The sequence below is a fragment of the Streptomyces nanhaiensis genome (genome assembly GCF_046614825.1).
Lineage (GTDB): Bacteria > Actinomycetota > Actinomycetes > Streptomycetales > Streptomycetaceae > Streptomyces > Streptomyces radiopugnans.
This window is the reverse complement of record NZ_JBKJFM010000043.1, coordinates 13,099-37,600: the sequence shown is the minus strand read 5'-3', so window position 1 is coordinate 37,600 and position 24,502 is coordinate 13,099. Positions and strand designations below refer to the sequence as shown.

At 74.2% G+C, this 24,502-nt stretch carries 26 protein-coding genes and 1 pseudogene; 13 read left to right on the top strand and 14 right to left on the bottom strand.

The genetic code is table 11. From position 1 onward, the window contains the following. The 3 genes and pseudogenes from ACLIYP_RS12695 to ACLIYP_RS12685 all read right to left on the bottom strand — a co-directional run. A pseudogene (locus ACLIYP_RS12695) lies at positions 1-400 on the bottom strand (hypothetical protein); the annotation flags it as partial. Beyond that, positions 397-1,074 carry a uracil-DNA glycosylase gene (locus tag ACLIYP_RS12690; protein ID WP_412713247.1) on the bottom strand — a complete coding sequence of 226 codons (678 nt, stop codon included), beginning with the start codon at positions 1,072-1,074 and terminating at the stop codon, positions 397-399. The gene ACLIYP_RS12690 and the pseudogene ACLIYP_RS12695, both read right to left, overlap by 4 nt. A 112-nt stretch (positions 1,075-1,186) precedes the next feature. After that, positions 1,187-2,266 (bottom strand): NADH:flavin oxidoreductase/NADH oxidase, encoded by a 1,080-nt coding sequence (locus ACLIYP_RS12685; protein ID WP_412713246.1) that lies wholly within the window; start codon positions 2,264-2,266, stop codon positions 1,187-1,189. A 158-nt stretch (positions 2,267-2,424) separates the two neighbouring features. On the opposite strand from ACLIYP_RS12685, the gene ACLIYP_RS12680 reads away from it, so the two are divergent. Beyond that, positions 2,425-2,784, top strand: coding sequence for an ArsR/SmtB family transcription factor (locus ACLIYP_RS12680; RefSeq protein ID WP_412713245.1), 360 nt, complete (start codon positions 2,425-2,427; stop codon positions 2,782-2,784). A 129-nt stretch (positions 2,785-2,913) separates the two neighbouring features. Here ACLIYP_RS12680 and ACLIYP_RS12675 read toward each other — a convergent pair whose 3' ends face one another. Next, the gene (locus ACLIYP_RS12675; protein ID WP_412713244.1) at positions 2,914-3,627 is read right to left on the bottom strand and encodes a DUF305 domain-containing protein; all 714 of its coding nucleotides are present in this window, start codon (positions 3,625-3,627) and stop codon (positions 2,914-2,916) included. 201 nt (positions 3,628-3,828) lie between these two features. Between ACLIYP_RS12675 and ACLIYP_RS12670 the strand changes: the two genes are divergently transcribed. Continuing rightward, entirely contained in the window at positions 3,829-5,313 is a 1,485-nt protein-coding gene (locus ACLIYP_RS12670; protein WP_412713243.1) for an LVIVD repeat-containing protein, read from the top strand. Positions 5,314-5,426: 113 nt separating this feature from the next. Here ACLIYP_RS12670 and ACLIYP_RS12665 read toward each other — a convergent pair whose 3' ends face one another. The 5 genes from ACLIYP_RS12665 to ACLIYP_RS12645 form a co-directional block, all read right to left on the bottom strand. After that, positions 5,427-6,086, bottom strand: a complete 660-nt coding sequence (locus tag ACLIYP_RS12665; protein ID WP_412713242.1) for a TetR/AcrR family transcriptional regulator — start codon at positions 6,084-6,086, stop codon at positions 5,427-5,429. A gap of 254 nt (positions 6,087-6,340) precedes the next feature. Next, complete coding sequence (locus tag ACLIYP_RS12660; protein ID WP_412713241.1) at positions 6,341-7,027, bottom strand: phosphatase PAP2 family protein; 687 nt, start codon at positions 7,025-7,027, stop codon at positions 6,341-6,343. A gap of 157 nt (positions 7,028-7,184) precedes the next feature. After that, positions 7,185-8,129, bottom strand: a complete 945-nt coding sequence (locus ACLIYP_RS12655) for a M56 family metallopeptidase (RefSeq protein WP_412713240.1) — start codon at positions 8,127-8,129, stop codon at positions 7,185-7,187. Between the two features lie 101 nt (positions 8,130-8,230). Then, a complete protein-coding gene (locus tag ACLIYP_RS12650) occupies positions 8,231-8,827 on the bottom strand; it encodes a DUF5134 domain-containing protein (RefSeq protein WP_412713239.1) in 597 nt (198 codons plus the stop codon). Between the two features lie 184 nt (positions 8,828-9,011). Beyond that, complete coding sequence (locus tag ACLIYP_RS12645; RefSeq protein WP_412713238.1) at positions 9,012-9,404, bottom strand: VOC family protein; 393 nt, start codon at positions 9,402-9,404, stop codon at positions 9,012-9,014. An 85-nt stretch (positions 9,405-9,489) separates the two neighbouring features. On the opposite strand from ACLIYP_RS12645, the gene ACLIYP_RS12640 reads away from it, so the two are divergent. Continuing rightward, entirely contained in the window at positions 9,490-10,116 is a 627-nt protein-coding gene (locus ACLIYP_RS12640; RefSeq protein WP_412713237.1) for a GNAT family N-acetyltransferase, read from the top strand. Here the strand turns inward: ACLIYP_RS12640 and ACLIYP_RS12635 are convergent. Next, entirely contained in the window at positions 10,088-10,771 is a 684-nt protein-coding gene (locus tag ACLIYP_RS12635; protein WP_412713236.1) for a glycerophosphodiester phosphodiesterase, read from the bottom strand. The two genes, ACLIYP_RS12640 and ACLIYP_RS12635, sit on opposite strands and share 29 nt — an antisense overlap. 301 nt (positions 10,772-11,072) lie before the next feature. Between ACLIYP_RS12635 and ACLIYP_RS12630 the strand changes: the two genes are divergently transcribed. The 4 genes from ACLIYP_RS12630 (at position 11,073) to ACLIYP_RS12615 (ending at position 15,061) form a co-directional block, all read left to right on the top strand. Beyond that, the gene (locus tag ACLIYP_RS12630) at positions 11,073-12,485 is read left to right on the top strand and encodes a DUF6421 family protein (RefSeq protein WP_412713235.1); all 1,413 of its coding nucleotides are present in this window, start codon (positions 11,073-11,075) and stop codon (positions 12,483-12,485) included. A gap of 29 nt (positions 12,486-12,514) precedes the next feature. Next, positions 12,515-13,285 (top strand): SDR family NAD(P)-dependent oxidoreductase, encoded by a 771-nt coding sequence (locus ACLIYP_RS12625; RefSeq protein ID WP_412713234.1) that lies wholly within the window; start codon positions 12,515-12,517, stop codon positions 13,283-13,285. After that, complete coding sequence (locus ACLIYP_RS12620; protein WP_412713233.1) at positions 13,264-14,379, top strand: threonine aldolase family protein; 1,116 nt, start codon at positions 13,264-13,266, stop codon at positions 14,377-14,379. Before ACLIYP_RS12625 ends, ACLIYP_RS12620 begins: the two co-directional genes overlap by 22 nt. 85 nt (positions 14,380-14,464) lie before the next feature. Then, on the top strand, positions 14,465-15,061 hold the full coding sequence (locus ACLIYP_RS12615; RefSeq protein ID WP_412713232.1) for a transglutaminase domain-containing protein: 597 nt from the start codon (positions 14,465-14,467) through the stop codon (positions 15,059-15,061). An 18-nt stretch (positions 15,062-15,079) separates the two neighbouring features. Here the strand turns inward: ACLIYP_RS12615 and ACLIYP_RS12610 are convergent, their stop codons facing one another. Continuing rightward, positions 15,080-15,799 carry a lysophospholipid acyltransferase family protein gene (locus ACLIYP_RS12610; protein ID WP_412713231.1) on the bottom strand — a complete coding sequence of 240 codons (720 nt, stop codon included), beginning with the start codon at positions 15,797-15,799 and terminating at the stop codon, positions 15,080-15,082. 135 nt (positions 15,800-15,934) lie between these two features. Next, complete coding sequence (locus ACLIYP_RS12605; protein ID WP_412713230.1) at positions 15,935-16,342, bottom strand: DUF4395 domain-containing protein; 408 nt, start codon at positions 16,340-16,342, stop codon at positions 15,935-15,937. A 158-nt stretch (positions 16,343-16,500) separates the two neighbouring features. Here ACLIYP_RS12605 and ACLIYP_RS12600 point away from each other — a divergent pair, with 158 nt between their 5' ends. The 4 genes from ACLIYP_RS12600 to ACLIYP_RS12585 all read left to right on the top strand — a co-directional run bounded on the left by ACLIYP_RS12600 (position 16,501) and on the right by ACLIYP_RS12585 (position 19,571). Then, positions 16,501-16,917, top strand: coding sequence for a TlpA family protein disulfide reductase (locus ACLIYP_RS12600; protein ID WP_412713229.1), 417 nt, complete (start codon positions 16,501-16,503; stop codon positions 16,915-16,917). 127 nt (positions 16,918-17,044) lie between these two features. Then, positions 17,045-17,578 carry a flavin reductase family protein gene (locus ACLIYP_RS12595; RefSeq protein ID WP_412713228.1) on the top strand — a complete coding sequence of 178 codons (534 nt, stop codon included), beginning with the start codon at positions 17,045-17,047 and terminating at the stop codon, positions 17,576-17,578. 177 nt (positions 17,579-17,755) lie between these two features. After that, positions 17,756-18,541: an electron transfer flavoprotein subunit beta/FixA family protein gene (locus tag ACLIYP_RS12590; protein ID WP_412713227.1), complete on the top strand. Its 786-nt coding sequence runs from the start codon at positions 17,756-17,758 to the stop codon at positions 18,539-18,541. Between the two features lie 67 nt (positions 18,542-18,608). Further along, the gene (locus tag ACLIYP_RS12585; RefSeq protein ID WP_412713226.1) at positions 18,609-19,571 is read left to right on the top strand and encodes an electron transfer flavoprotein subunit alpha/FixB family protein; all 963 of its coding nucleotides are present in this window, start codon (positions 18,609-18,611) and stop codon (positions 19,569-19,571) included. A 119-nt stretch (positions 19,572-19,690) separates the two neighbouring features. Here the strand turns inward: ACLIYP_RS12585 and ACLIYP_RS12580 are convergent, their stop codons facing one another. Then, entirely contained in the window at positions 19,691-20,689 is a 999-nt protein-coding gene (locus tag ACLIYP_RS12580; protein ID WP_412713250.1) for a LacI family DNA-binding transcriptional regulator, read from the bottom strand. 196 nt (positions 20,690-20,885) lie between these two features. On the opposite strand from ACLIYP_RS12580, the gene ACLIYP_RS12575 reads away from it, so the two are divergent. Together ACLIYP_RS12575 and ACLIYP_RS12570 are read left to right on the top strand one after the other, a co-directional pair. Further along, complete coding sequence (locus ACLIYP_RS12575; RefSeq protein ID WP_412713225.1) at positions 20,886-21,827, top strand: ROK family protein; 942 nt, start codon at positions 20,886-20,888, stop codon at positions 21,825-21,827. Between the two features lie 144 nt (positions 21,828-21,971). Then, complete coding sequence (locus tag ACLIYP_RS12570; protein ID WP_412713249.1) at positions 21,972-23,018, top strand: NUDIX hydrolase; 1,047 nt, start codon at positions 21,972-21,974, stop codon at positions 23,016-23,018. A gap of 52 nt (positions 23,019-23,070) precedes the next feature. Here ACLIYP_RS12570 and ACLIYP_RS12565 read toward each other — a convergent pair whose 3' ends face one another. Beyond that, complete coding sequence (locus tag ACLIYP_RS12565) at positions 23,071-24,435, bottom strand: dipeptidase (protein WP_412713224.1); 1,365 nt, start codon at positions 24,433-24,435, stop codon at positions 23,071-23,073. Positions 24,436-24,502 lie beyond the last annotated feature (67 nt).

The window sequence follows — 24,502 nt, the reverse complement described above, 5'->3', positions numbered from 1 at the left end:
CCCGCCATCTCCCGCCACGGCACGCCCTCCCGGCGCCGGGCGCCGCGCCCAGCTCCCGGGCGAGCGCCCCCGGCAGCACGGCGCGCAGTTCGCCGCCGAGCGTCGCCATGCCCGCCGCCCCCACGCACACGGTGTCGATCCGGGGCCGGGAGGAGCCGGCCCCGGCGGCGTCCGGCTCGGCGGCGGCCAGCAGGGAACGGGCCCGGGGCAGCACCAGCTCCAGCAGATGGGCCGCGTCGATGCCCGCCGGGCCGGTGCGCACCGGACGGCTGGACGAGGCGGTGCCCACCGGGTCCGGGGCCGCCGTGCGGTCGGCGGCGCCGGCCCGGGCCAGGGCGAGGCGCAGTCCGGATCCGCCCGAGTCGACCCCCAGGACCCAGGGGGCCGGGCGGCCCGTCACGGCAGGCGCCAGTCGACCGGCTCCCCGCCCTGCCGCACCAGCAGCTCGTTGGCCCGGCTGAACGGGCGCGAACCGAAGAAGCCGCGGTCCGCCGACATGGGGGAGGGGTGGGCCGACTCCACCGCCGGGTACGCCTCCAGCAGCGGCCGCAGGTTCCGCGCGTCCCGGCCCCACAGGATGGCCACCAGCGGCTTGCCGCGCGCCGCCAGGGCCCTGATCGCCTGCTCGGTGACCTCCTCCCAGCCCTTGCCGCGGTGCGCCGCGGGCCGGCGCGGCGCGGTGGTCAGCGCCCTGTTGAGGAGCAGGACGCCCTGCTTCGTCCAGGGGGTGAGGTCGCCGCTGGAGGGCCGGGGCGTGCCGAGGTCGCTGTGCATTTCGCGGAAGATGTTCTCCAGGCTGCCGGGCAGCGGGCGCACGTCGGGGGCCACGGAGAAGCTCAGCCCGACGGCGTGACCCGGTGTGGGGTAGGGGTCCTGGCCCACGACGAGGACCCGCACGTCGTCGAAGGGCTGCTGGAAGGCGCGCAGCACGTTCGGCCCGGCGGGCAGATAGGTGCGCCCCGCGGCGATCTCGGCGCGCAGGAAGTCGCCCATCGCGGCGATGCGTCCGGCCACCGGCTCCAGCGCCTTGGCCCAGCCCGGTTCGACGATCTCGTTCAACGGTCGTGCTGCCACGGGCGGTCACTCTACTGGTTCGGCCCGCCGCCGCTCAGCCGGTCACGGCCAACAGCCCGTTCGGCGGCGGCCGTTCGGCCGCCGCCGAACGGGCCGCCGCCGTGCCGGGGCGTCACAGGGCCCAGGCGTACTGGTCGGGCAGGCGCACTGACCCGGCGCCGAGCACCCGTGCGGCGCGCAGCGCCCAGTGCGGGTCGCGCAGCAGTTCCCGGCCCAGGAACACCGCGTCCGCCTCGCCGTTCGCGATCGTCTTCTCGGCCTGCTCCGGTTCGGTGATCAGGCCCACCGCCGCCACCGGCAGCCCCGCCTCGGCCCTGACGCGGGCGGCCAGCGGGATCTGGTAGCCGGGGCCGACGGGGATGCGCGCCCCCGGCACGGCGCCTCCGCTGGAGACGTCGAGCAGGTCCACGCCGCGCCCGCGCAGCAGTGCGGCCAGGCGCACGGTCTCCTCGGGGCTCCAGCCGCCCTCCGTCCAGTCGGTCGCCGAGACCCGGAAGAACAGGGGCAGGTCCGCGGGCCACACCTCCCGCACCGCGTCCACGATCCGCAGGGCCAGGCGCGTGCGGTTCTCGAAGCTCCCGCCGTAGGCGTCCGTGCGCCGGTTGGAGAGCGGGGAGAGGAACTCGTGGATCAGATAGCCGTGCGCGCCGTGGATCTCGGCGACCTCGAATCCGGCCGCCAGCGCCCGCCGTGCCGCGTCGGCGAACCGGCCGACCAGGTCGTCGATCTGCTCCGGGGTCATCTCCCGCGGTACGGGGTGGCCCTCGGCGAAGGGCAGCGCGCTGGGGGCGAACGGCCGCCAGCCGCCGCGGTCCGCGTCCAGCGGGGCGCCGCCGCGCCAGGGGGCGTCGGTGGACGCCTTGCGGCCCGCGTGGGCGAGCTGGACACCGGCCACGGCGCCCCGCTCCTTCACGAAGTCCGTGATCCGCCGCAGCGCCCGGACCTGCCGGTCGTTCCACAGCCCCAGGTCGCCGGGGGTGATCCGGCCCTCGGGGGAGACGGCCGTGGCCTCCACCATGACCAGCCCGGTGCCGCCGGCCGCCCGGGCTCCGTAGTGGGCCAGGTGCCAGTCGCCCGCGGTGCCCGCGTCCGGCCCGGTGGGCTCGGCGCAGTACTGGCACATCGGCGACATCCAGACGCGGTTGGGCACGGTCAGCGAACGCAGGGTGTACGGCTCGAACAGAGCGCTCACGAAAGGCTCCTCGTGGATTCGGGGTCGGTTCGGAACGGCTCGAGGCCGGTCCGGAGCAGGCCGGTGTCCCGGCGCGGGCGCCCGGCCCGCCGGGCTTATACGATAGGCGTCGTAGTACGGCGGATGTCAAACTACGACGCCTATCGTATTATGGAGCCGTGACACCCCGAGCCCAGACCCCGAACGCCGCCCGAGAGCTGGAGCATCCGGCCGCGCGGGAGATCCGGCTGGAAGAGGTCCTGCACGCACTCGCCGACCCCGTGCGCCTGCGGATCGTCCGCGCCCTGGCGGCGAGCGGGGAGGAGATGACGTGCTCGCTCTTCGACCTGCCGGTCAGCAAGTCGACGACCACCCACCACTTCCGGGTGCTGCGCGAGAGCGGCCTGATCAGCCAGAACTACCGGGGCACCGCGAAGATGAACGCCCTGCGCCGCGACGAGCTGGAGCGGCTCTTCCCCGGGCTGCTGGACAGCGTGCTCGCCTCGGCGGACCGGCAGGAGGAGCGGCGGGGCGGCTGAGTACCGCCCCGCCGCGTTCCGGGGGCGGGGCGGGTCCCGGGGGCGCGCGGGGCAACGGAACGGGGCGCGCGGAACCTGCGTCCGCGCACCCCGTGGTGACCCCCGGCCGTCACAGCCCGTCGCAGTCCGTCAGGACATCGAGCGCATCCGGTTGATCTCGGCCGTCTGCTGGGCGGCCACGTCCCCGGCCATCTCCTGGACCTGGATGTCGCGGCCGTCGGCCGCCACGTCCTTGGCCATCGTCACGGCGCCCTGGTGGTGGGCGATCATCAGCTTCAGGAAGAGCCGGTCGAAGTCCTCGCCGCGGGCCTGCCGCAACTCGTCGAGCTGCTCCTCGGTCGCCATGCCGGGCATCGGCTCGCCGCCGTGGTCCCCGTGCTCCCCGTGGCCGCCGTGCTCCCCGTGGCTTCCTCCGTGCCCGCCCTCGTCGCGGCCGTTGCGCTTGAGCCAGGACCGCATCGCCGCGATCTCCGGCGCCTGGGCCGCGGAGATCCGGTCGGCGAGCCGGCGCACCTTGCCCGATCCGGCGTGCTCCTCGGCCAGGTCGGTCATCACCAGCGCCTGCCGATGGTGCTCGATCATCCCCGTGACGTACGAGAAGTCCGCCGCGTTCGGCTTCTCCGTGCGCTCCTCGCCCGCCTTCCGCGCCTCTTCGGGGGAGAGCGTCTCGGCGGCCTCGCCCGGCCTGCCGGGCGCGATCACGGAGGGGCCGCCGCCGGGAGCCGCCTCGTCGGAGCCGTCCTCGCAGCCGGTCAGCACGGTCAGCGCCGTCAGTGCGGCCAGTGCCGCCAGCGCGGACGGAAGCGCGCGGGCGGAGAACCGGAATATGTGACGCTCTGTCAATTCTCCTCCTGTGGCACGGGGTGCGCCGGTTCCCCCGATCCTGACACGGGACGCTCCGGCACGACCGAATCCTGACACGGAGGGACTCGGCACCGTGTTCGTATTCCCCTGTCGGAGGAGGGGTGTAAGGAGTCATACTGCCCGAGTCCGTGAGCCGCCCAACTCGGGGCGGCGCCAAGCGGATCGACAGGGAGGAACGCAGTGACGTCGTTGCCCAGACCCCGTGCGCGGCGCAGACACCTCGGCGCGGCAGCGGCCGTGATCGGCCTGCTGTCCACGCTCCTGGCCGCCGGACCGGCGGCGGCAATTCCCGACCCCGGCGACTCGCCGGCCACGTCAGGGAAGGTGTCGAAGCAGGACCGCACGGAAGCCGAGGCCGCCATCGAAAGCGGCGGGATACCCGGTGTGGACGAGGTCGTCCACAGCAGGAACGTCTCCCATCTGACCAACCTGCCCAAGGGGGCGCTCAAGAGCCTCAACACGGACCTGGCCTTCCAGGGCCGCTACGCCTTCGCCGGCAACTACGACGGCTTCACCGTCTACGACATCAGCCGCCCGAAGTCCCCCAAGGTCGTCAGCCAGGTCCTGTGCCCGGGCGGTCAGAACGACATCTCCGTCTCCGGGGACCTGCTCTTCCTGTCCACCGACGCCTCGCGCAGCGACGACTCCTGCAACAGCACCGCCCAGTCGCCCACGGAGAAGAGCTCCTGGGAGGGCATCAAGGTCTTCGACATCAGCGACAAGCGGAACCCGCGGTACGTCGCGGCCGTCGAGACCGCCTGCGGCTCGCACACCCACACGCTGGTGCCCGACCGCGGGAACGTCTACGTCTACGTCTCGTCCTACTTCCCCGACGAGACCTTCCCCGACTGCCAGCCGCCGCACGACGGGATCTCCATCGTGAAGGTGCCGCGCGAGGCTCCCGAGGAAGCGTCGGTGATCGACTTCCCCGTCCTCTTCCCGGACGGCGGCAACCCCGGCCCGCCGGAGAACCCGGTCGCCATGGTGCCCACCACCGGCTGCCACGACATCACCGCGTTCCCCGAGCTGAAGCTCGCGGCGGGCGCCTGCATGGGCGACGGCATCCTGATGGACATCTCGGACCCGGCCGCGCCCCGCGTCATCGACCGCGTCCAGGACAACGAGAACTTCGCGTTCTGGCACTCGGCGACCTTCAACGAGAACGGCCGGAAGGTCGTCTTCACCGACGAGCTCGGCGGCGGTGTCGGCGCCACCTGCAACGCGGAGGTCGGCGACAAGCGCGGTGCCAACGGCATCTACCACATCACCGGCAAGGGCGACCAGCGCAAGCTGGTGTTCAAGAGCTACTTCAAGATCCCCCGCCACCAGGCCGACACCGAGAACTGCGTGGCCCACAACGGCTCGCTGATCCCGGTCAAGGGCCGGGACGTCATGGTGCAGGCCTGGTACCAGGGCGGTGTCTCCTTCTGGGACTTCACCGACTCCACCAAGCCCCGGGAGATCGGGTACTTCGAGCGCGGTCCGTACTCCGACCCCGACTCCATCGGCGGCTCGTGGTCGGCGTACTACTACAACGGCCACGTCTACTCGAACGACATCCAGATGGGCTTCGACGTCCTGCAGATCCGGGACCGGCGCACCGCCGGAGCCGAGCGCGTCCGGCTGGACGAGCTCAACCCCCAGACCCAGCCCGACTACCGCTGAGCCGGCCCGAGCCGGTCGAAACGACCTCGACCCACTGAACACCGGACCCCGGCGGCCGTGCCGCCGGGGTCCGGCCGTCGGCGCGGCCTGTCAGCCCGGGCCCGTCAGAGCGGTCAGAGCGGGTCCGGCAGCGGCAGCAGCGGGCCCAGCCCGGACGGCTCCCTGCCGTGGACGTCGGGAGGGAATCCCAGCTCCCAGTCCAGCCCGTACCGTGCGAACAACTCGGCGCGCAGTCTCGCCGGCGGCATCGGCGCCCCGGGCAGCAGTACGGCCACCACCGCGCCCATGAGCAGTGCGCGCAGCAGCGGGTAGTCGGTGTCCGGATCGCGTGAGCCGTAGCGGACGACGGTGTCGCGCAGCAGTCCGGCCAGCCGCTGCTGCTCGTCGCACTGGACGAAGCCCTCGTGCTGAAGGATTCCGGCCATGTGGGTGCGCATCAGCGTCGGCCGGTCGCGGGCGAGGCCCAGGACCGCGTCGATCGCCCGGGCCAGTGCCTCCCGCCCGGCGTCCGGGCCCGCGGGCCGCGGCTCGCGCTCCAGGGCCTCGGCCAGGGTGAGGTGCATCAGCCGGTGGACGGCCGACTGCAGCAACTGCCGTTTGCCCGGGAAGTAGTACGACACCAGACCCCGTGCGGACCCGGCCCGGTCCGCGATGTCCCCCAGGGTCGTCGCCTCGTATCCGCGCTCGTCGACGAGTTCCACCGTCGCCTGCAGCAGCCGCTCACGGGATCGCCGGCGCAACTCCTCATTGACCGATGCGCTGCGAGGGGACATCCTGTTAACTCCTGCGTTGACTGGCTCAGAGCCAATATACTCAGCGGTCTCCGGACGCCGGCCGGCGAGTCACGGCGGTGTCCGGTCGGACGCCGATCTCGGGCGACGCGGGGGATCGCCCGAGATCGGCCCTCTCTCGTGCGCGACCGGGCGCCGCGCCGCGCCGCCCCTCTCCCACTCCGCCGCCGGTCCGAGGCGCGGCAGTGCGCCGGAGAAGCCGGGGAGCGCGCCTCGGACCACCATGGGGCCCGCCCTCACTGTCCGTCCCGCTCCGGGCCAGGGCTCCGGGCGCCGCGTCCGCTCCACAGCGCCGCCGTGGCGGCGGCCACGGCGAAGCCCAGCAGCCAGCCGACGACCACGTCGGTGGGCCAGTGCACGCCCAGGTAGACCCGGGTGAAGCCCACCCCGGCCACGCTCACCGCGCCCACCCACAGGACGGCCAGGCGCGCGGGGCGGCCCGCTCCGTGCAGATGCGCCAGCCACAGCAGCAGACCGCAGGTGAGCGCCGCCGTCATGGCATGGCCGGAGGGCAGCGCCGCGTAGCCCGCGGAGTCCACCGGGTCACTCCAGCGGGGGCGGTCGCGGTCGAACAGCGCCTTCAGCGCCTGCTGGAGGACGGTGCCGGCGATCGCGGCGGCCAGGAGCCAGAACGCCGGCCGGCGCGCGCCGCGCAGCACCAGCCACAAGACCGTCACCAGCAGTACGGCCCGCATCGTCCACGGGTCCCAGACCCAGTCCGTCAGCACCCGGTTGAGCCGTGTCCAGCCGGGCTCGGCGACCGCCGTGCGGTGCAGTTCGGCCGTGACCTGCGCGTCGAGTTCCAGCAGCGGGTCCCATCCCGCCAGGACGAGCACGGTGAGCACGGCGGCCACGGCGGCGCACAGCGGGGCGGCGAGGTGCGGGAAGGAGCGCGGGGAGAGGTGCCGAAAGGATGGGGCCATGGTGGAAAGCGTCGCCACTGGAGGGCGGTCCAACCGTCCGGTCGGCGGGTTGGCCGGTCGAGGGAGCGCGCGCGGAGGCGCGCGCCCTCAGCCCAGCGCCCTCAGCCCAGCGCCGTCAGCCCAGCGCCGTCAGCCCAGCGCCGTCAGCCCAGCGCCGTCAGCCCAGCGCCCTCAGCCCGGGGGCGAAGGCCACCAGCAGCGGCACCAGCGGCACCAGGGCCGCCAGCGCGGTCGTCCGCAGCCGCCGGACCACCGTCAGCCGGGGGGCCGCCCTCAGCAGCCGGTCGACACGCTGCGGCACCTGGGCGCCGGGGTGCGAGGCGTACGGGTCGAAGACCCCCCGCTCCTCGTTGAGTTCGACCAGCGCCAGGGCGACCTCCAGCCGCCCGCAGTGCCGAGAGGCCACATCGTCGGCCGCCAGCTCCACCAACCGGTGCACCTGGTCCCGGAACGCGCGGAAGACCGGCACCCGCGGGAAGCCGGTGGCGAGCGCGGACGAGCAGTGCAGCAGCCAGTCGTGACGGGCCCGCAGATGGCCCCGCTCATGGGCGAGGACGGCGTCGAGCCTGCGCCCCCGGAGCCGGCGCAGCGCCGCGGTGGTGACCACGAGCCGGGGCGTGCCGCCCGGCAGCCACCAGGCGTCCGGGCGCTCGCTCTCCAGGACCACCAGCCGCTCCCCGGGGGTCGCTTCCTCACCGGGCAGCAGCGGGGCGCGTGTGAGGAGTTCGGTGCGCCGGGCGCGCCGCCGGGCGCGCGCGTGGCGGATCTCCCGGGTGAGCATCGCGGCGGTCCACACACCGCCGCAGGCGAGTACCACCGCCACCACCGCGGGCCAGGACTCGCCGAACGCGCTGAGCCCGTACGCCTCGACGACCCGGCTCGGGGCCGGGGCGAAGACGTGGCCGCGCACGGCCTGCCAGGCCGCCGCGCCGGACAGGGCCATGGCGAGCACGCAGCACAGCAGCACGGCGGCCACCACGCACTGCCACACCAGCAGCGCCAGGACCGGCTCCCGGTCCGGCCAGGAGCCGCGGGCCAGCACGCGCGGCGCCGTCGCCGCGATCAGTGCGCCCAGGACGATCAGTGCGAGCGCGACCATCATGGGGAACAGCCTATGAGCCGCCGGCCGCCCCGCGGCCGGCGGGAAACGGGAAGTGACGCACGCCTCACCGGGGTGGTCTTCCTCCGGTCCGCTCGGGGCCTTCAGAGGGTGAGCAGCATCGCGAACATCCCCATGCCCATGGCCAGTCGGCAGGCCGCGGCCACCTCCGGTGCCCGCGGCGGCCCGCCGCCCCGGCCGCCGTCCGCGGGGGCGGCCGTGAGGCGGAGGGGACCCGGCGCGGGCACCAGCCGGGCCCCCGCGAGCAGTGCGTACAGCGCGAAGTAGACCAGCAGCGCCCCGGTCAGCGCCGCCGCGGGGGCGGGCGCGGGCGGTGCCGCATGTGCCGCATGCGGCCCGTGGGCGGGGGCGCCGGCGGCCATGGCGAGTGCCATGTGGAGCATGGCCAGGGCGCCGACGGTGTGGTGCAGATGGTGGAGCCGGTGCTCCCCGTCGAACAGGACCAGCGCCAGCCCGTACACCGCGGCGGCGCCGAAGAGGACGGCGAAGACCGCCCCCGGCGGCGGCTCCACCGCCGAGGCGGGCAGCGCCATCACGGCCATGCCCAGGGCCATCACCGCCTCGCCGGCGGCCTCCCGCCGCTGCCCGGGCGTGCCGCCGCGCATCCGGCGCAGGCAGTACGCGCCCACCCCGCCGCACAGGGCCGCCAGCATCCAGCCGACCGGCTCCGGTCCGTGCACACCGCCTCCCGGCTGCCTTCCCCGACCGCTCTCCCGACCGGCTTCCCCGGCCGGTTCCGCGGGGAGGATGCCCGGTGCCGGACGCGTGTACGGCAGCGCGCGGGTGCAGTGGGGAGCGCGGCCGGAGCGCGCGCCCCGGATGCCGGGGCACCGGCCCGAGGCCCGCGCGGGAGGCGCCGGAGTGTCAGATGCCGGGCCGGTGGCGCAGCGGATGGTCCCCGGGGACCTCCACGAGGACGATCCGCACCCCGTCCGGGTCACTGATCCACATCTCCACCAGCCCCCACGGCTCGCGTCTGGGCTCCCGCAGCACCTCCACACCGCGTGCGGTGAGCTCCCGGTGGGCCCCGGCCGCGTCGGCCACCTGGAGCCACAGCCGGAGGCCGGGCGCGGGCGGGGTCTCGGACCGGCCGGAGACCTCCAGGAAACCGCCGCCCAGGAAGTAGACGGTCCCGCGCTCCGGCCCGGTGCCGAACTCCCGGTACACGGCCAGCCCCAGGGCGCCGCCGTAGAAGGCCCGCGAACGCTCCGGGTCGGTGGGGCGCAGCAGGACCCGGCTGCTCAGTACGTGAACCATGGCGCCGAGCCTAGGCCGCCGGGGCGCCGTCCGGTACGCGGGCCGAGCGGCCGGGTCGCGCGGGCGGACGGTTAGGCTCGGCCCCATGAACGTCCCGAACGCCTTGAACACCCCCGGTCCCACCGGTTCCACCGCCCCCGAGGCCGCTTCCGGGGCCGCCTCCGCCCTGAGCTTCAGGACCGCGGGCGAGGACGACGTCCCCGCACTGGTCGCACTGGTGGAGTCGGCGTACCGGGGCGAGGCCAGCCGGGCGGGCTGGACCACCGAGGCTGACCTGCTGGACGGGCAGCGCACCGACCCCGAGGGCGTCGCCGGCGTCATCCGCGCCCCCGGCAGCGTGATGCTGGTCGCCGAGCGGGACGGGGAGCCGATCGCCTGCTGCCAGCTGGAGCGCCGCGAGGGCGGGGCGGGGCGGCCCGTCGCGTACTTCGGGATGTTCGCCGTCCGGCCGGTCCTCCAGGGCGGCGGGCTGGGCAGGGCGGTCCTGGCGGAGGCCGAGCGGGTGGCGCGGGAGCGCTGGGGCGCCGGCGAGATGCACATGACGGTGATCAGCGCCCGGGCGGACCTGATCGCCTGGTACGAGCGCCGCGGCTACGCCCGCACCGGGCGCACCAGCCCCTTCCCGTACGGCGACGAGCGGTTCGGCGTCCCGCTCCGCGACGACCTGGAGTTCGAGCTGCTGGTCAAGCCGCTTCGCCTGCCGCCCTCCTGACGGCGGGCAGGTCCGTGACCACGCCGTCCAGGCCCAGCTCACGGACGCGGGCCAGGTCCCGGTCGGTGTTGACCGTCCAGGAGATCACCTTCAGACCCGCGGCGCGGCAGCGCCCGACGACCTCCGCGTCCAGTCGGCGCAGCTCGCAGGAGACCATGGGAGCCCCCAGCTCCACGGCGCGCTCGGGGGCGGTGGGCGTCGACCTGCCGGTGACCAGCGCGACGGGGATGTCCGGCAGCAGCTTGCGGGTCTCGCGCAGGGCGTCGTCGTGGAAGGAGATCACCGTGACCCGCCGGTGAAGGCCGAGCCGCTCGACGGCCTCCGCCAGCACCCGGGCCGCGGCGCGGTCCTTGATCTCGGCCTGGAGCGGTGCGGAGACCGCCTCCACGACCTCCTCGAAGACCGGGACGCGCTCGCCGAGGCCGGCGTCCAGCTCGCGCAGTTCGGCGAGCGTCTTTCCCGCGACCGGACCGGAGCCGTCGGTGGTGCGGTCCACGTCGGCGTCGTGCATCACCACCAGCGCGCCGTCCCGGCTCAGGTGGAGGTCCAGTTCGATGACGTCGAAGCCCTCGCGGTCGGCCCGGACGAAGGAGCGCAGGGTGTTCTCGGGCTCGACGCCCATCACCCCGCGGTGGCCGACGGTCAGCAGTGGCACGGCGCGTTCTCGCTTTCCTGCGGTGTTCGGGGCGGCGGTGCGTACGCGCGGCAAGGGTAGCCGCGGACGATCACCGCCGGGGCCGCGGGGCGCCCGCGCTCCCGGCGGCCGGGCCGCGGGGCGTGCCGGACCCGCGCCTTCGCCGCACATATGGCCATCCCTTCCGTTTCAGAAGCTGTTCACGGGAAAAACATCCGCATCGCGGGTGGCTGACAGAAGGATTTCCTCACCCCCAGGTTGATCGGGGAAGTCTGCGCAGCTACGGTGCTGGTACGAGAGTTTCTTCTGTGGAGGGGTAGTGATGACGGAAATCCTTTCGCCCGCGGTGACGACGGGTGGCGCTCCGACCGCCGGCGGCCCGTTCGCCGGCCGTGTGGTGGAGCACCCCGCCTGGGCGGTGCTCAAGGAGGCCGTCGAGGCCGTCCGCCCCGCCCAGTCCAAGGACGGCTCCATCGACTTCGGCGCCGAGGGCGCCCCCGCGCGGGCCGAGGTCGAGCGGCACGTCGAGCGGATCGTGTCCTGCGTCGAGGAGCTCGCGCCGCTGCTCCCGCACAACGAGGCGTACCACCGCGCCCTGGTGGCCGACCTGCGCCGCTGGGCCGAGAGCGGCTTCGGCGTCCCCGACTTCCTGGACTCCCTGCTGGCCTTCCAGCCCGCCTCCCGGCGTGCCGACGGCATCCAGCACCTGGTCGTCTTCCCCATGTACACGCAGAACGGCAACCCCGACCGCAACCTGGAGGCCGTCGTCCTGCGCGTGGTCTGGCCCGACTGGCTGGCCGAGCTCGAGCGCACCCGCTACGACAACCCGCTCTTCCTCGGCATCACCTTCGAGGACTTCACCAGCGGCTACGACACCCACTCCGCGGTCCTCTTCCCCGAGACCGTCGCCGTGCGCGAGGCGCCCGAGCGGTTCTCCTGGGGAGGGATCTTCTGCGACCGCGAGGCCGCCCGCTTCCGCCGCGTCGTCGACGCCGCCTGCGAGGTCACCAAGCTGGAGCTGCCCGAGGACGCCCGGGGACTGCTCACCGACCAGAAGCGCGCCCAGCAGACCTTCGTGCTGTGGGACATGGTCCACGACCGCACCCACAGCCACGGCGACCTGCCCTTCGACCCGTTCATGATCAAGCAGCGCCAGCCGTTCTGGATGTACGGCCTGGAGGAGCTGCGCTGCGACCTCACCGCCTTCCACGAGGCCGTGAAGCTGGAGGCCGACGGCTTCGGGCAGGGCCGCGACGTGCAGTACGCCGTGCTGCTGGAGCGCCTGTTCCGCTTCCCCGTCACCGGCGAGCGCAGCCGCAACTACGACGGGCTGGGCGGTCAGCTGCTGTTCGCCTACCTCCACAAGCACGACGCCCTGCGCTGGACGGACAACAAGCTCAGCATCGACTGGCAGCGGGCCCGCGAGGTGACCGTGCACCTGCGCGAGGAGATCGAGACCCTCTACCGCGAGGGCATCGACCGCCCGAAGCTGGTCCACTGGTTCAAGGCCTACGAGCTCGTCTCCACCTACCTCGCCCCGCACCCCGGCTCGACCTGGGCCAAGGGCCCCGACGCCCTGGACCTGAGCCTGCCGCCGCGCAAGCTGGTGGACGAGGTGCTCCCCGACGAGTTCCCGCTGAGCATGTTCTACGAAGCGCTCGCCAAGAAGCTGCGCGACGTGATCGCATCGACCAAGGGCATCACCGCCGAGTCCGCCGTACCGGTCGCGGCGTGACCACCGGACGTCACAGAGAGGCGATCACCATGACCAGCACATCCAACGGCAACGGCGGCCCCCTGGACGGCGCCGTCGTCGCCGTCGCCGGCGCGGCCGGCCCCGCCGGCCAGGCCGCGCTGCTGAGCCTGGCCGAACGGGGCGCCACCGTCGTCGCCTCCGACGCGGACCCCGAGCGGCTGGCCCAGGCCGTCGACAGGGCCCGCTTCGCGCACGGCGGCGCCGCCGTCACCGGTGACACCGTCGACCTGCTCGACCTGGAGGCCACCCGCGAGTGGGCCACCCGCACCGAGAAGGAGTACGGCCGCGTCGACGGGCTGGTGCACCTGGTCGGCGGATGGCGCGGATCGGCGGCCTTCGCCGAGACCGACCTGTCCCACTGGGACCTGCTGGAGAAGCTGCTGGTACGCACCGTGCAGCACACCTCGCTGGCCTTCGAGGGAGCCCTGCGCCGCAGCGGAAACGGCCGCTACGTCCTGATCAGCGCAGCCGGCGCCACCCGGCCCACCGCGGGCAACGCCGCCTACGCGGCCGCCAAGGCCGCGGCCGAGGCCTGGACCCTGGCACTGGCCGACGCCTTCCGCAAGGCGGGCAAGGGGGCGGATGCGGGGCCGCCTGCCGCGGCTGCCATCCTGGTGGTCAAGGCGCTGGTCAACGACGCGATGCGCGCCGAGCGCCCGAACGCCAAGTTCGCGGGCTTCACCGACGTCGGGGAGCTGGCCGAGGCCATCGCCGGCGTCTGGGACAAGCCCGCCGAGGAAGTGAACGGACACCGCCTGTGGCTGACCCCGCAACCGTAGAGGCCCACCCGACCGAGGCACCCCCGGCGCCCCCCGCGACGGACGCCCGGCGCCGCCACGACCCGCGGGCGCGCGGCTTCGCCAGCGACAACTACGCGGGCGCGCACCCGGAGGTCCTGGCGGCGCTCGCCCTCGCCAACGGCGGTCACCAGACCGCCTACGGCGAGGACGAGTACACCGCCCACCTCCAGGAGGTCTTCCGCGCCCACCTCGGGCCGTCGGCCGAGGTCTTCCCGGTGTTCAACGGCACCGGCGCCAACGTCGTGGCCCTCCAGGCCCTCACCGACCGCTGGGGCGCGGTCGTCTGCGCCGAGAGCGCCCACATCAACGTGGACGAGTGCGGCGCGCCCGAGCGGGTCGGCGGGCTGAAGCTGCTGACCGTGCCCACCGAGCACGGCAAGCTCACCCCCGAGCTGGTCGAGCGCGAGGCGTACGGCTTCGACGACGAGCACCGGGCGATGCCGCAGGTGGTCTCGATCACCCAGAACACCGAACTGGGCACCGTCTACACGCCCGAGGAGATCCGGGCGATCTGCGAGACGGCCCACGAGCGCGGCATGACCGTCCACCTCGACGGAGCCCGCATCGCCAACGCGGCGGCCGCGCTGGACGTACCGCTGCGGGCGTTCACCACGGACGCGGGCGTGGACGTGCTCTCCTTCGGCGGCACCAAGAACGGCATGCTCTTCGGCGAGGCCGTCGTCGTGCTGAACCCCGGCGCGGTGCGGGCGATGAAGCACCTGCGGAAGCTGTCGATGCAGCTGGCGTCCAAGATGCGGTTCGTCTCCGTGCAGTTCGAGGCGCTGCTCGCCGGCGACCTGTGGCTGCGCAGCGCCTCCCACGCCAACGCCATGGCCGGGCGGCTGGCCGAGGGCGCGCGCACCGTCGACGGCGTGGAGATCCTCCACCCCGTCCAGGCCAACGCCGTCTTCGCCCGGCTCCCGCACGACGTGAGCGAGCGGCTGCGCAAGCGCCACCGCTTCTACTTCTGGGACGAGGCCGCCGGCGACGTGCGCTGGATGTGCTCCTTCGACACCACCGAGGAGGACGTCGACGACTTCGTCGCCGCGCTGCGGGAGGAGATGGCCCGCTGAGCGCGGGGGAGGCCCGCCGTACCGGAGGAGGCCGGACCGGAAAAGGGGAGGCGGGCCGCCCCCTCCCCTCCTAGGCTTCCGGGACATGGAGCTGATCCAGCAGGACCCGGACCCGTCCGCCTACCTCGCGGCCTGCGAGGCCGTCGACCACCGGCATCCCCTGGTCGCGGAGACGGCCTCGCGGCTGCGGGAGCGGACCGGCGGGCGCACGGACGGCGAAGGCGGCCTCGTGCGCTACGCCGAGGCCGCCTTCGACTTCGTCCGCGACACCATCCCGCACTCCTTCGACAGCGGCGACCGGCGGGTGGCCTGGCGCGCCTCCGACGTCCTCGCCACCCGCAACGGCATCTGCCACGCCAAGGCGCACGCGCTGGCGGCGCTGCTGCGCCACGAGGGCATCCCGGCCGCCCTGTGCTACCAGAAACTGAACGTCGTCCACGGCCTGGTCGCCCTCAGGCTGCCCGGCCGCCCCTGGGCGCGCCAGGACCCGCGCGGCAACAAGCCGGGCGTGGACGCGCGCTTCTCGCTCGACGGGGAGCGGCTCGCCTTCACACCGGACCCGGACGCGGGGGAGTACGACATCCCCGAGCTCCACGCGGCCCCGCCCGAGCCCGTCCTGACCGCCCTGAAGCGGGCCGGTGACCGCGCACAGCTGGAGCGGCTGCTCCCCGAGAGGCTCTGACGCCCCCGTCCGGCCCGCCTACAGGGAGCCCGCCTCGGCCGGGGTCGGGGCGGTGCCGCCCAGGTGCGCGGGGATCCACCAGGTGTCCTCCGGCCCCTTGGGCCGTACCGGGTACGCCCGCTGCGCCGCCTCCAGCAGCTCCTGCACGCGGTCGCGCAGCCGCCCGGTGAGCCCGGCCGCCGACTCGCCCTCGGCGGGCCGTATCGGCTCGCCCACCCGGATGGTGATCGGGAAGTGGTTGCGGCCGAAGTCCCGCTTGTGGCCCTTGGTCCACAGCCGCTGCGTGCCCCACAGCGCGACGGGCAGCAGCGGCACACCCGCCTCCTGCGCCATCCGGGCCGCACCCGTCTTGAAGGTCTTCAGGGTGAACGACTGCGAGATCGTCGCCTCGGGGAAGACGCCGATGATCTCACCCGAGCGCAGCGCCTTCAGCGCGTGGCGGTAGGCGTGCTCGCCCTGCGAACGGTCCACCGGTATGTGCTTCATCGCCCGCATCAGCGGTCCGGAGACCTTGTGCCGGAAGACCGACTCCTTGGCCATGAAGCGCACCAGCCGCTTGGCGGGCCGGGCGGCCAGTCCGGCGAAGACGAAGTCGAGGTAGCCGATGTGGTTGCTGACCAGCACGGCGCCGCCGCGCCGGGGGACGTGCTCGGTGCCGTCGATGTCGAAACGCAGGTCGAGCGCCCTGAACAGGGTGCGGGCCGCGCCGATCACGGGTGGGTACACCAGTTCTGCCATCTGTGGAGGACCCTTCTGGGAAGCTGCCTGGGGAGGGTTCTCCCGGCGGATCTACCCGAACCTACGCTGCCGTAACTTCCCTGGCCAATTCCGGGGGCAGGAGATCCTCGTCACGTTAGGGCGCCGTCCGGCGCCTCATCCCGCGACCCGGCGCAGCGCCAGGTACACCTCGCAGCCCAGGCAGTAGCCGAACGCGGCGTTGAGGAAGGCCGCCGCGAGCGCGCAGGCGGTCGCGGCCATGCCCAGCCACAGGGGCCCCGCGCCGTACCCCACCAGGCCCACCAGGGCGAAGACCAGGCCCACGCCCTGGGCGAAGCGGGGCGGCGCCGCGTCCTCCGTCCCGGCCGGGGGCCCCAGCCGCGGCCGGACCAGACGGCGGAAGAGCAGTCCGTAGGGCGAGCGCGCCACGCCGAGCGCCGCCCCGGCGGCGAACACCAGCGCCTGCACGGCCAGCAGCGGGAAGCTCCCGCTGACCAGCACGGCGGCCAGGACCGCGGTGGTCACGGCGGCGGCGAACCTCGTTCCCCGTATGTCGACCCTCATGGCGACAGCATTCCGCACCCGGGGCGGCGGTGGCGGCCGGATGCGGGAATCGGCGGCACGGGCCCGGGCGCTGTGGGAGACGATGCGGGAAGCGGCGAGGTGCGACGGGACGGCGGTACGCCGATACGCCGGGTACAGAGTTATGGGGGATGGCAGGGATGACGGGACTGATCGTGTGCCTGGCGGTGCTGGCGCTGGCCGGTGCCTTCGGGATGGTGCACAGCGGGCGGAACGGAAGGATGACGGTGAGCGGACGGGACGCCAAGGAGATGCTGACCGCCGAGGAGGTGGGCGCCGGGCGGCTGGGGGAGCGGGCCACGCTGGTGCAGTTCTCCAGCGCCTTCTGCCAGCCCTGCCGGGCCACCCGGCGGATCCTGGCCGAGGTCTCGGAGCTGGTGGAGGGCGTCGCCCACGTGGAGGTGGACGCCGAGTCCCGGCTGGACCTGGTGCGGCGGCTGCGGATAATGCGCACACCCACCGTCCTGGTGCTGGACGCGCGGGGCCGGATCGTGCGGCGGGCCAGCGGTCTGCCGCGCAAGGCCGACGTCATCGCCGCGATCGGGGAGGCGGTGTGAGGCAGGGGAGATCCGCGGCGGCCGGAAGGGGCGCCGGCCGCGTGACCCTGGTCCCATCCACGGGGGCGAACTTGACGCGGACCGTTCGCGGTGGACAGCCTGGCCTGCTGTGGGCAGGGGATCTCATATGAGCGCACCGAACGGCACCCAGCGGGCACCGGAGGCGGCCGAGGCCGGCCCCGCCCTGCTGCGCGCCGTCTTCCGGCGGCACGCCGCCGGGGTCGCCGTGATCACCGCCCACGGGCACGGCCGCCCCGCCGGGTTCACCGCGACCTCCCTGGCCTCCGTCGCCGCCGAGCCGCCGCTGGTCTCCTTCAACATCGCCACGACCTCCTCGGTGTGGCCGGTGGTCGCCGAGGCGGAGCACGTTGGGGTGCACATCCTGGGCGAGCACCAGCGCGAGCTGGCGGCCACCTTCGCCCGCCCCGGGGCGGACCGCTTCGCACCGCCCACCCGGTGGCGCCGGGGGCCGCACGGTGTGCCGGTGCTGGAGGACGTGCTCGCCTGGACGGTGTGCGGGGTGGTGGCCCGGGTGCCGACCGGCGACCACCGGGTGGTCCTGGCGGAGGTGGTGGCCGGGGACTCCTCCGGCACGGGCCGCCCGCTGCTGTACCACGCAGGGCGTTACAACGCGCTGCGCGAGGGCACAGTGCCCTCCTGAGCCGTTGGAAAGGTCACAGTTCACCGGGCTTGCCTCCGGGTAGGGGCCTGGGTGTACTGACGAGTAATATCCTGGATGGAGAGCCGGCCCCACCGGACCGGATTCCGCCCGATCAGGCGCCTATGCTGCCTGTGAGACAAGGCAGCCAGTAATGACGACGCATGTAGGAGAGCCGGCGTGAGCTTGAGGATCGTTGTCTGTGTGAAGTACGTGCCCGACGCCACCGGCGACCGGCACTTCGCCGATGACCTGACCGTCGACCGCGAGGACGTGGACGGCCTGCTGTCGGAGCTCGACGAGTACGCCGTCGAGCAGGCCCTGCAGATCGCCGAGAATGCCGACGACGCCGAGGTCACCGTGCTGACCGTCGGCCCCGAGGACGCCAAGGACGCGCTGCGCAAGGCGCTGTCCATGGGCGCCGACAAGGCCGTGCACGTGGAGGACGACGACCTGCACGGCACCGACGTGATCGGCACGTCCCTGGTGCTGGCCAAGGCGGTCGAGAAGACCGGCTACGACCTGGTCGTCTGCGGCATGGCCTCCACCGACGGCACCATGGGCGTGCTGCCCGCACTGCTGTCCGAGCGCCTGGGCGTACCGCAGGTCACCCTGCTCTCCGAGGTCTCCGTGGAGGACGGCAGGGTCACCGGCCGCCGCGACGGCGACGCCGCGACCGAGCAGCTCGAGGCCGCGCTCCCGGCCGTCGTCTCCGTGACCGACCAGTCCGGCGAGGCGCGCTACCCCTCCTTCAAGGGCATCATGGCCGCCAAGAAGAAGCCGGTTCAGTCCCTGGACCTGGACGACCTTGACATCGACGCCGACGAGGTCGGTCTCGAGGGCTCCTGGACCAAGGTCGACGACGCCGCCGAGCGTCCGGCCCGCACCGCGGGCACGATCGTCAAGGACGAGGGCGAGGGCGCCAAGCAGCTCGCCGAGTTCCTCGCGGGCCAGAAGTTCATCTGAGCCCGAAGGCCCGACGCACCCCTCACTCCTCCACCGCCCTCGCAATCCTCGCAGGAGAGCAACTCCCATGGCTGAAGTCCTTGTCTACGTCGACCACGTGGACGGCGCCGTCCGCAAGCCCACCCTCGAACTGCTGACCCTGGCCCGCCGCATCGGCGACCCGGTCGCCGTGCACCTGGGCGCCGGCGCCGACGGCGCCGCCGCCACGCTGGCCGAGTACGGCGCGGTGAAGGTCCTCGCCGCCGACGCCCCCGAGTTCGCCGACTACCTCGTCGTGCCGAAGGTGGACGCGCTCCAGGCCGCCTACGAGGCCGTCTCCCCGGCCGCCGTCCTGGTCCCCTCCTCCGCGGAGGGCAAGGAGATCGCGGCCCGCCTGGCGCTGCGCATCGGCGCGGGCATCATCACCGACGCCGTCGACCTGGAGGCCGGCGACTCCGGCCCGGTGGCGACCCAGTCGGTCTTCGCCGCGGCCTTCACCACCAGGTCCCGCGTCACCAAGGGCACCCCGGTCATCACCGTCAAGCCCAACTCCGCCGCCCCCGAGGCCGCCCCGGCCGCCGGCCAGGTCGAGCAGCTCTCGGTGTCCTTCGGCGAGAAGTCCACCGGCACCAAGGTCGTCTCCCGCACCCCGCGCGAGTCGACCGGCCGCCCGGAGCTGACCGAGGCCGCGATCGTGGTCTCCGGCGGCCGCGGTGTCAACGGCGCCGAGAACTTCTCGGTCGTCGAGAACCTCGCCGACGCCCTCGGCGCGGCCGTCGGCGCCTCGCGCGCCGCGGTGGACGCGGGCTGGTACCCGCACACCCACCAGGTCGGCCAGACCGGCAAGTCCGTCTCGCCGCAGCTCTACATCGCGGCGGGCATCTCCGGCGCCATCCAGCACCGGGCCGGCATGCAGACCTCGAAGACCATCGTGGCCGTCAACAAGGACGAGGAGGCCCCGATCTTCGACCTGGTCGACTACGGCGTGGTCGGCGACCTCTTCGAGGTCCTCCCGAAGCTCACCGAGGAGGTCAAGGCCCGCAAGGGCTGACACCCTCCGCGGAAGGCGGACAGCGGCCGGGGCCGCGCGGTCGGTGTGGATCCGCGCGGCCCCGGCCGCGTCCGCGTCCGCACGGCCACGGCCCGGAGACCCGCTCCCTCCGGGCGGGCTCAGGAGTACGGGGGGATCTCCCCCGAGCCGCGCGGGATCAGCCGGGTGGGCAGCACCAGGCGCCGCGGCGCCTCGCCGGCGCCCTCCAGCCGGCGGAAGAGCAGCTCGCCGGCCCTGCGGCCCAGCAGGGCGGGTTCCTGCGCGATGACGGTGACCGGCGGGGTCAGCAGGTCGGCCAGCTCGAAGTCGTCGAAGCCCACCAGCGCCACGCGCCGCTCCAGGCCCGCCAGCACGCGTACCGCGGTGACGGTCACCCGGTTGTTGCCCGTCAGCAGCGCGGTGACCGGCCCCGCGGCCGATCCCCGCCCCGCCAGCATGCGCTCGGCGTCGGCCCGTACGCGCGCGGGGTCGGTGGGGCCGAGCGCGACCCACGAGCCGTCCACCGGCAGCCCGGCCTCCTCCATCGCGGCACGGTAGCCGCGCAGCCGCTCGGCGGCGGTGTGGATGCGCGGCAGGTCGCCGATGAAGCCGATCCGGCGGTGGCCGTGGGCGATGAGGTGGGCGACGCCCTCGCGCGCGCCCGTGAAGCTGTCGGAGAGCACCGCGTCGGCCTCGATGCGGGCGGCGGGGCGGTCCACGAAGACGGTGGCGATCCCGGCGGAGATCTCCGGCTCCAGATAGCGGTGGTCGTCACCGGCCGGGATGATCACCAGTCCGTCCACGCGCCGGGCGCACAGGGCGAGCACCAGCTCCCTCTCGCGTTCGCCGTCCTCGGCGCTGGAGCCGTTGATCAGCAGCGCGCCGTGCGCCCGGGCGACCTCCTCGACGGCGCGGCTGAGGGGGGCGTAGAAGGGGTCGGCGAGGTCCTCCAGGACCAGCCCGATGCTCGCGGTACGGCCCTTGCGCAGGATGCGGGCGCTGTCGTTGCGGCGGAAGCCGAGGGCGGTGATGGCCTCCTGCACCCTGCGCTCGGTGTCGGGGGTGACGCCGGGTTCGCCGTTGACGACCCGGGAGACGGTCTTGAGCCCGACCCCGGCGCGGGCGGCCACGTCCTTCATCGTCGGCCGCAGCCCGTAGCGGCGCTGGGAGGTGCGGGCGGGGCGGGCGGTGTCGGCCACTGCGGTTTCGTCCTGTCGTCGGCGGGCGGTGACACACGGTCGCACACGGCACGTCCTCGTGCGTCGATGGCCTCAGAGCATAGAGCCGGTCAATGGAGTGGACAACGTTGTCAGAAATAGGTGAGACTCTCCGCCCATGGACCAGGATCTTCTCGCTGCCCTCGACATCGGCGGAACCAAGATCGCAGGCGCGCTGGTGGACGACTGCGGGCGGCTGCTGCTGCGGACCCAGCGGCCGACCCCGGCGCGGGAGCCGGGCGACGGCGTGATGCGGGTGGTGGCCGAGGTGCTCGGCGAACTGAGGGCGGCGGCCCAGTGGCCGCGCGTGGCGGCCCTGGGCATCGGCAGTGCCGGGCCGGTGAACGCCCGGCGGGGCACGGTGAGCCCGGTCAACATCCCCGGCTGGCGGGACTACCCGCTGGTGGACGGGGTGCGCGCCCTGGTCGGGGGGATGCCGGTGACACTGGTGGGCGACGGTGTGGCGATCACCGCCGCCGAGCACTGGCAGGGCGCGGCGCGGGGCCGTGACAACGCCCTGTGCATGGTCGTCTCCACCGGAGTGGGCGGCGGGCTGGTCCTGGACGGCAGGCTGCGCCCCGGACCGACCGGCAACGCCGGCCACATCGGGCACATCAGTGTGGACCTCGACGGCGACCCATGCCCGTGCGGGGCGCGCGGCTGTGTGGAAGGCCTGGCCAGCGGGCCCAACATCGCCCGCCGGGCCCTGGCCGACGGCTGGCGGCCGGGGCCCGGCGGAGACGCCAGCGCCCGCGGGGTGGCCGCCGCCGCGCGGGCCGGGGATCCGGTGGCCGCGGCCTCCTTCGAACGCGCCGCGCGGGCCCTGGCGGCCGGGATCGCCGCGACCGCGACCCTGACCGAGATCGAGATCGCGGTGATCGGAGGGGGAGTGGCCCAGGCAGGCGAGGTGCTGTTCGCGCCGCTGCGCCGGGCGCTGGGGGAGTACGCCACGCTCTCCTTCGTCCGGGGGCTGGAGGTCGTCCCAGCGGGAACGGGCACCGGGGCCGGTCTCGTCGGGGCCGCGGCGGCCTGCCGGGAGGCGCTGGGCCTGCCGGCGTGAGGATCCCGGCGCGCGGGAGGGGAGCGTGCCGTGCGGAACCCGCGGGACGGCGGGTGGGACGGCGGGTGGGACGGGGCGCGGGGGCGCGTTTCCGGGGCGGGGTGGAGCGGGCAGTGAACCGGGGACGACGGAATGGGGGGAACCGTGATCGTCTGGCTGAACGGCGCCTTCGGCGCGGGCAAGACCGCAGCGGCCCGCGAGCTGGTCGAGCTGCTTCCGGACGGCAACCTCTTCGACCCCGGCCTGATCGGCGCGGGACTGCGCGCGCTCCTGCCGCGCAAGCGTCTGGACGAGGTGCCGGACTGCCAGGACCTGCCCGCCTGGCGGCGGCTCGTGGTGGACACGGCCGCCGCCGTCCACGGCGAGGTGGGCGGCACCCTGGTGGTGCCGATGACGCTGCTGCGGCAGGAGTACCGTGACGAGGTCTTCGGCGGGCTCGCGGCCCGCCGCATCCCCGTGCGGCACGTGCTCCTGGAGGTCGGGGAAACGATCCTCCGCGAGCGGGCCGCCCGGCGCGGGGAGGCGTCCGGGGACGGCGGGGCCGGCACAGCGGTAGGCGGCCGGTGCGCGGAACCGGTCCGGCGCCCCCCGGCCCACCACCGGGTGCCGGACTGGCTCCGGGCCGACGCGCACACCGTCGACGCCACCTTCCTCACCCCCCGGCAGACCGCCGAGAAGGTGGCGGAGGCGATACGCGCCGGAAGAGGCGCCTGCGACATCGTGCAGACCCCGGAACCGACCGCGGAGACCGTGGCGGCCGGGGTCCTCCTCTTCGACGAGGCGGACCGGGTGCTGCTGGTCGACCCGACCTACAAGCCCGGCTGGGAGTTCCCCGGCGGGGTGGTCGAACCCGGTGAGCCGCCCGCCCGCGCCGGGCTGCGCGAGGTGGCCGAGGAACTGGGGCTGCGGCTGGACACCGCGCTCCGGCTGCTCGTCGTGGACTGGGAGCCGCCCCGGCCGCCCGGCTACGGCGGTCTGCGGCTGCTCTTCGACGGCGGCCGGCTGACCACCACGGCCGCCCGCGACCTGCTGCTGCCCGGCGCGGAGCTGCGCGGCTGGCGCTTCGCCACCGAGCGGGAGGCCGCCGCGATGCTGCCCCCGGTGCGCATGGAGCGGCTGCGCTGGGCGCTGCGGGCGCGCGAACGGGGCGTCACGCTCAACCTGGAGGCGGGCACACCGGTCGGCGCGTGAGGACCGGGCGCCGGGGGCCGCGCGGCCCCCGGCGCCGTGCGCCGACGGCCGGTCAGCCGCGCGCGGCCTCGGCGTACCTGCGCAGGAACAGCGCCTCGACCACCGACAACCGCCGCAGTTCGTCCGGGGAGACGCTCTCGTTGACCGCGTGGATCTGCGCCTCCGGCTCGCTCAGGCCGATCAGCAGGATCTCCGCCTTGGGGTAGAGCCTGCCCAGGGTGTTGCACAGCGGGATCGAGCCGCCCATGCCCGCGGTGGCCATCTCGGCGCCGTCGTACGCCTCGCGCATCGCCTCGGCCATCGCGGTGTACGCCGGGCTGGTGGTGTCCGCGCTGAACGGCTGGCCCTGGCCCACCTGCTCCACGGCCAGCCGCGCGCCCCAGGGGACGCGGGACTCCAGATGGGCGGTGAGCAGCCTGGTCGCCTCGGCGGCGTCCGTGCCCGGCGGAACCCGCAGGCTGATCAGCGCCTGGGCGCTCGCCTGCACCGACGGGGTGGCGCCGACGACGGGCGGGCAGTCGATGCCCAGGACGGTGACGGCGGGGCGGGCCCAGATGCGGTCGGCGACGGTGCCCGAGCCGATCAGCTCCACTCCGTCGAGCACCCTGGCGTCCCTGCGGAAGTCCTCCTCCGGGTACTGCAGGCCCTCCCAGACGGAGTCAGAGGGCAGCCCGTCGACGGTCGTCGAGCCGTCCTCGGCGCGCAGCGAGTCCAGCATCCGGATGAGCGCGGCGAGCGCGTCCGGGGCCGCGCCGCCGAACTGGCCGGAGTGCAGATTGCCCTCCAGGGTGTCCACCCGGACCTTCAGCATCGTCATCCCGCGCAGCGTCGCGGTGACGGTCGGCAGCCCGGCGCGGAAGTTGCCGGAGTCCCCGATGACGACGGCGTCGGCGGTCAGCAGCTCCGGGTGAGCCTCGGCGTAGAGCTCCAGGCCCCCCATGCCCATCTCCTCGGAGCCCTCGGCGATCACCTTGACGTTCACCGGCACCCCGCCGTTGGCCTTCAGGGCGCGCAGTGCGAGCAGGTGCATGATGAAGCCGCCCTTGCAGTCGGCGGCACCGCGCCCGTACCACCGCCCGTCGCGCTCGGTCAGCGTGAACGGCGGGGAGAGCCAGGCCGCCTCGTCCAGCGGCGGCTGCACGTCGTAGTGGGCGTACAGCAGCACGGTGGGGGCGCCGGCCGGGCCGGGCAGGAAGCCGTAGACCGACTGAGTGCCGTCCGGGGTGTCCAGCAGGGCCACGTCGGTGAAGCCCTCGGCGCGCAGCGCGTCCGCCACCCACCGGGCCGCCCCCGCGCACTCCTCGGGCGGGAACTGCGCCGGGTCGGCGACCGATTTGAAGGCCACCAGCTCGCCGAGTTCGGTACGGGCCCGGGGCATCAGCGAGGCTACGGTGGCTGCCAATGCGTCGTGCGCCATGGGGAACGCTCCTTCGTGGTGCTGCGTTGTGTGCCTGTGGGCGGGATCACCGTGCGTACAGGCGGAT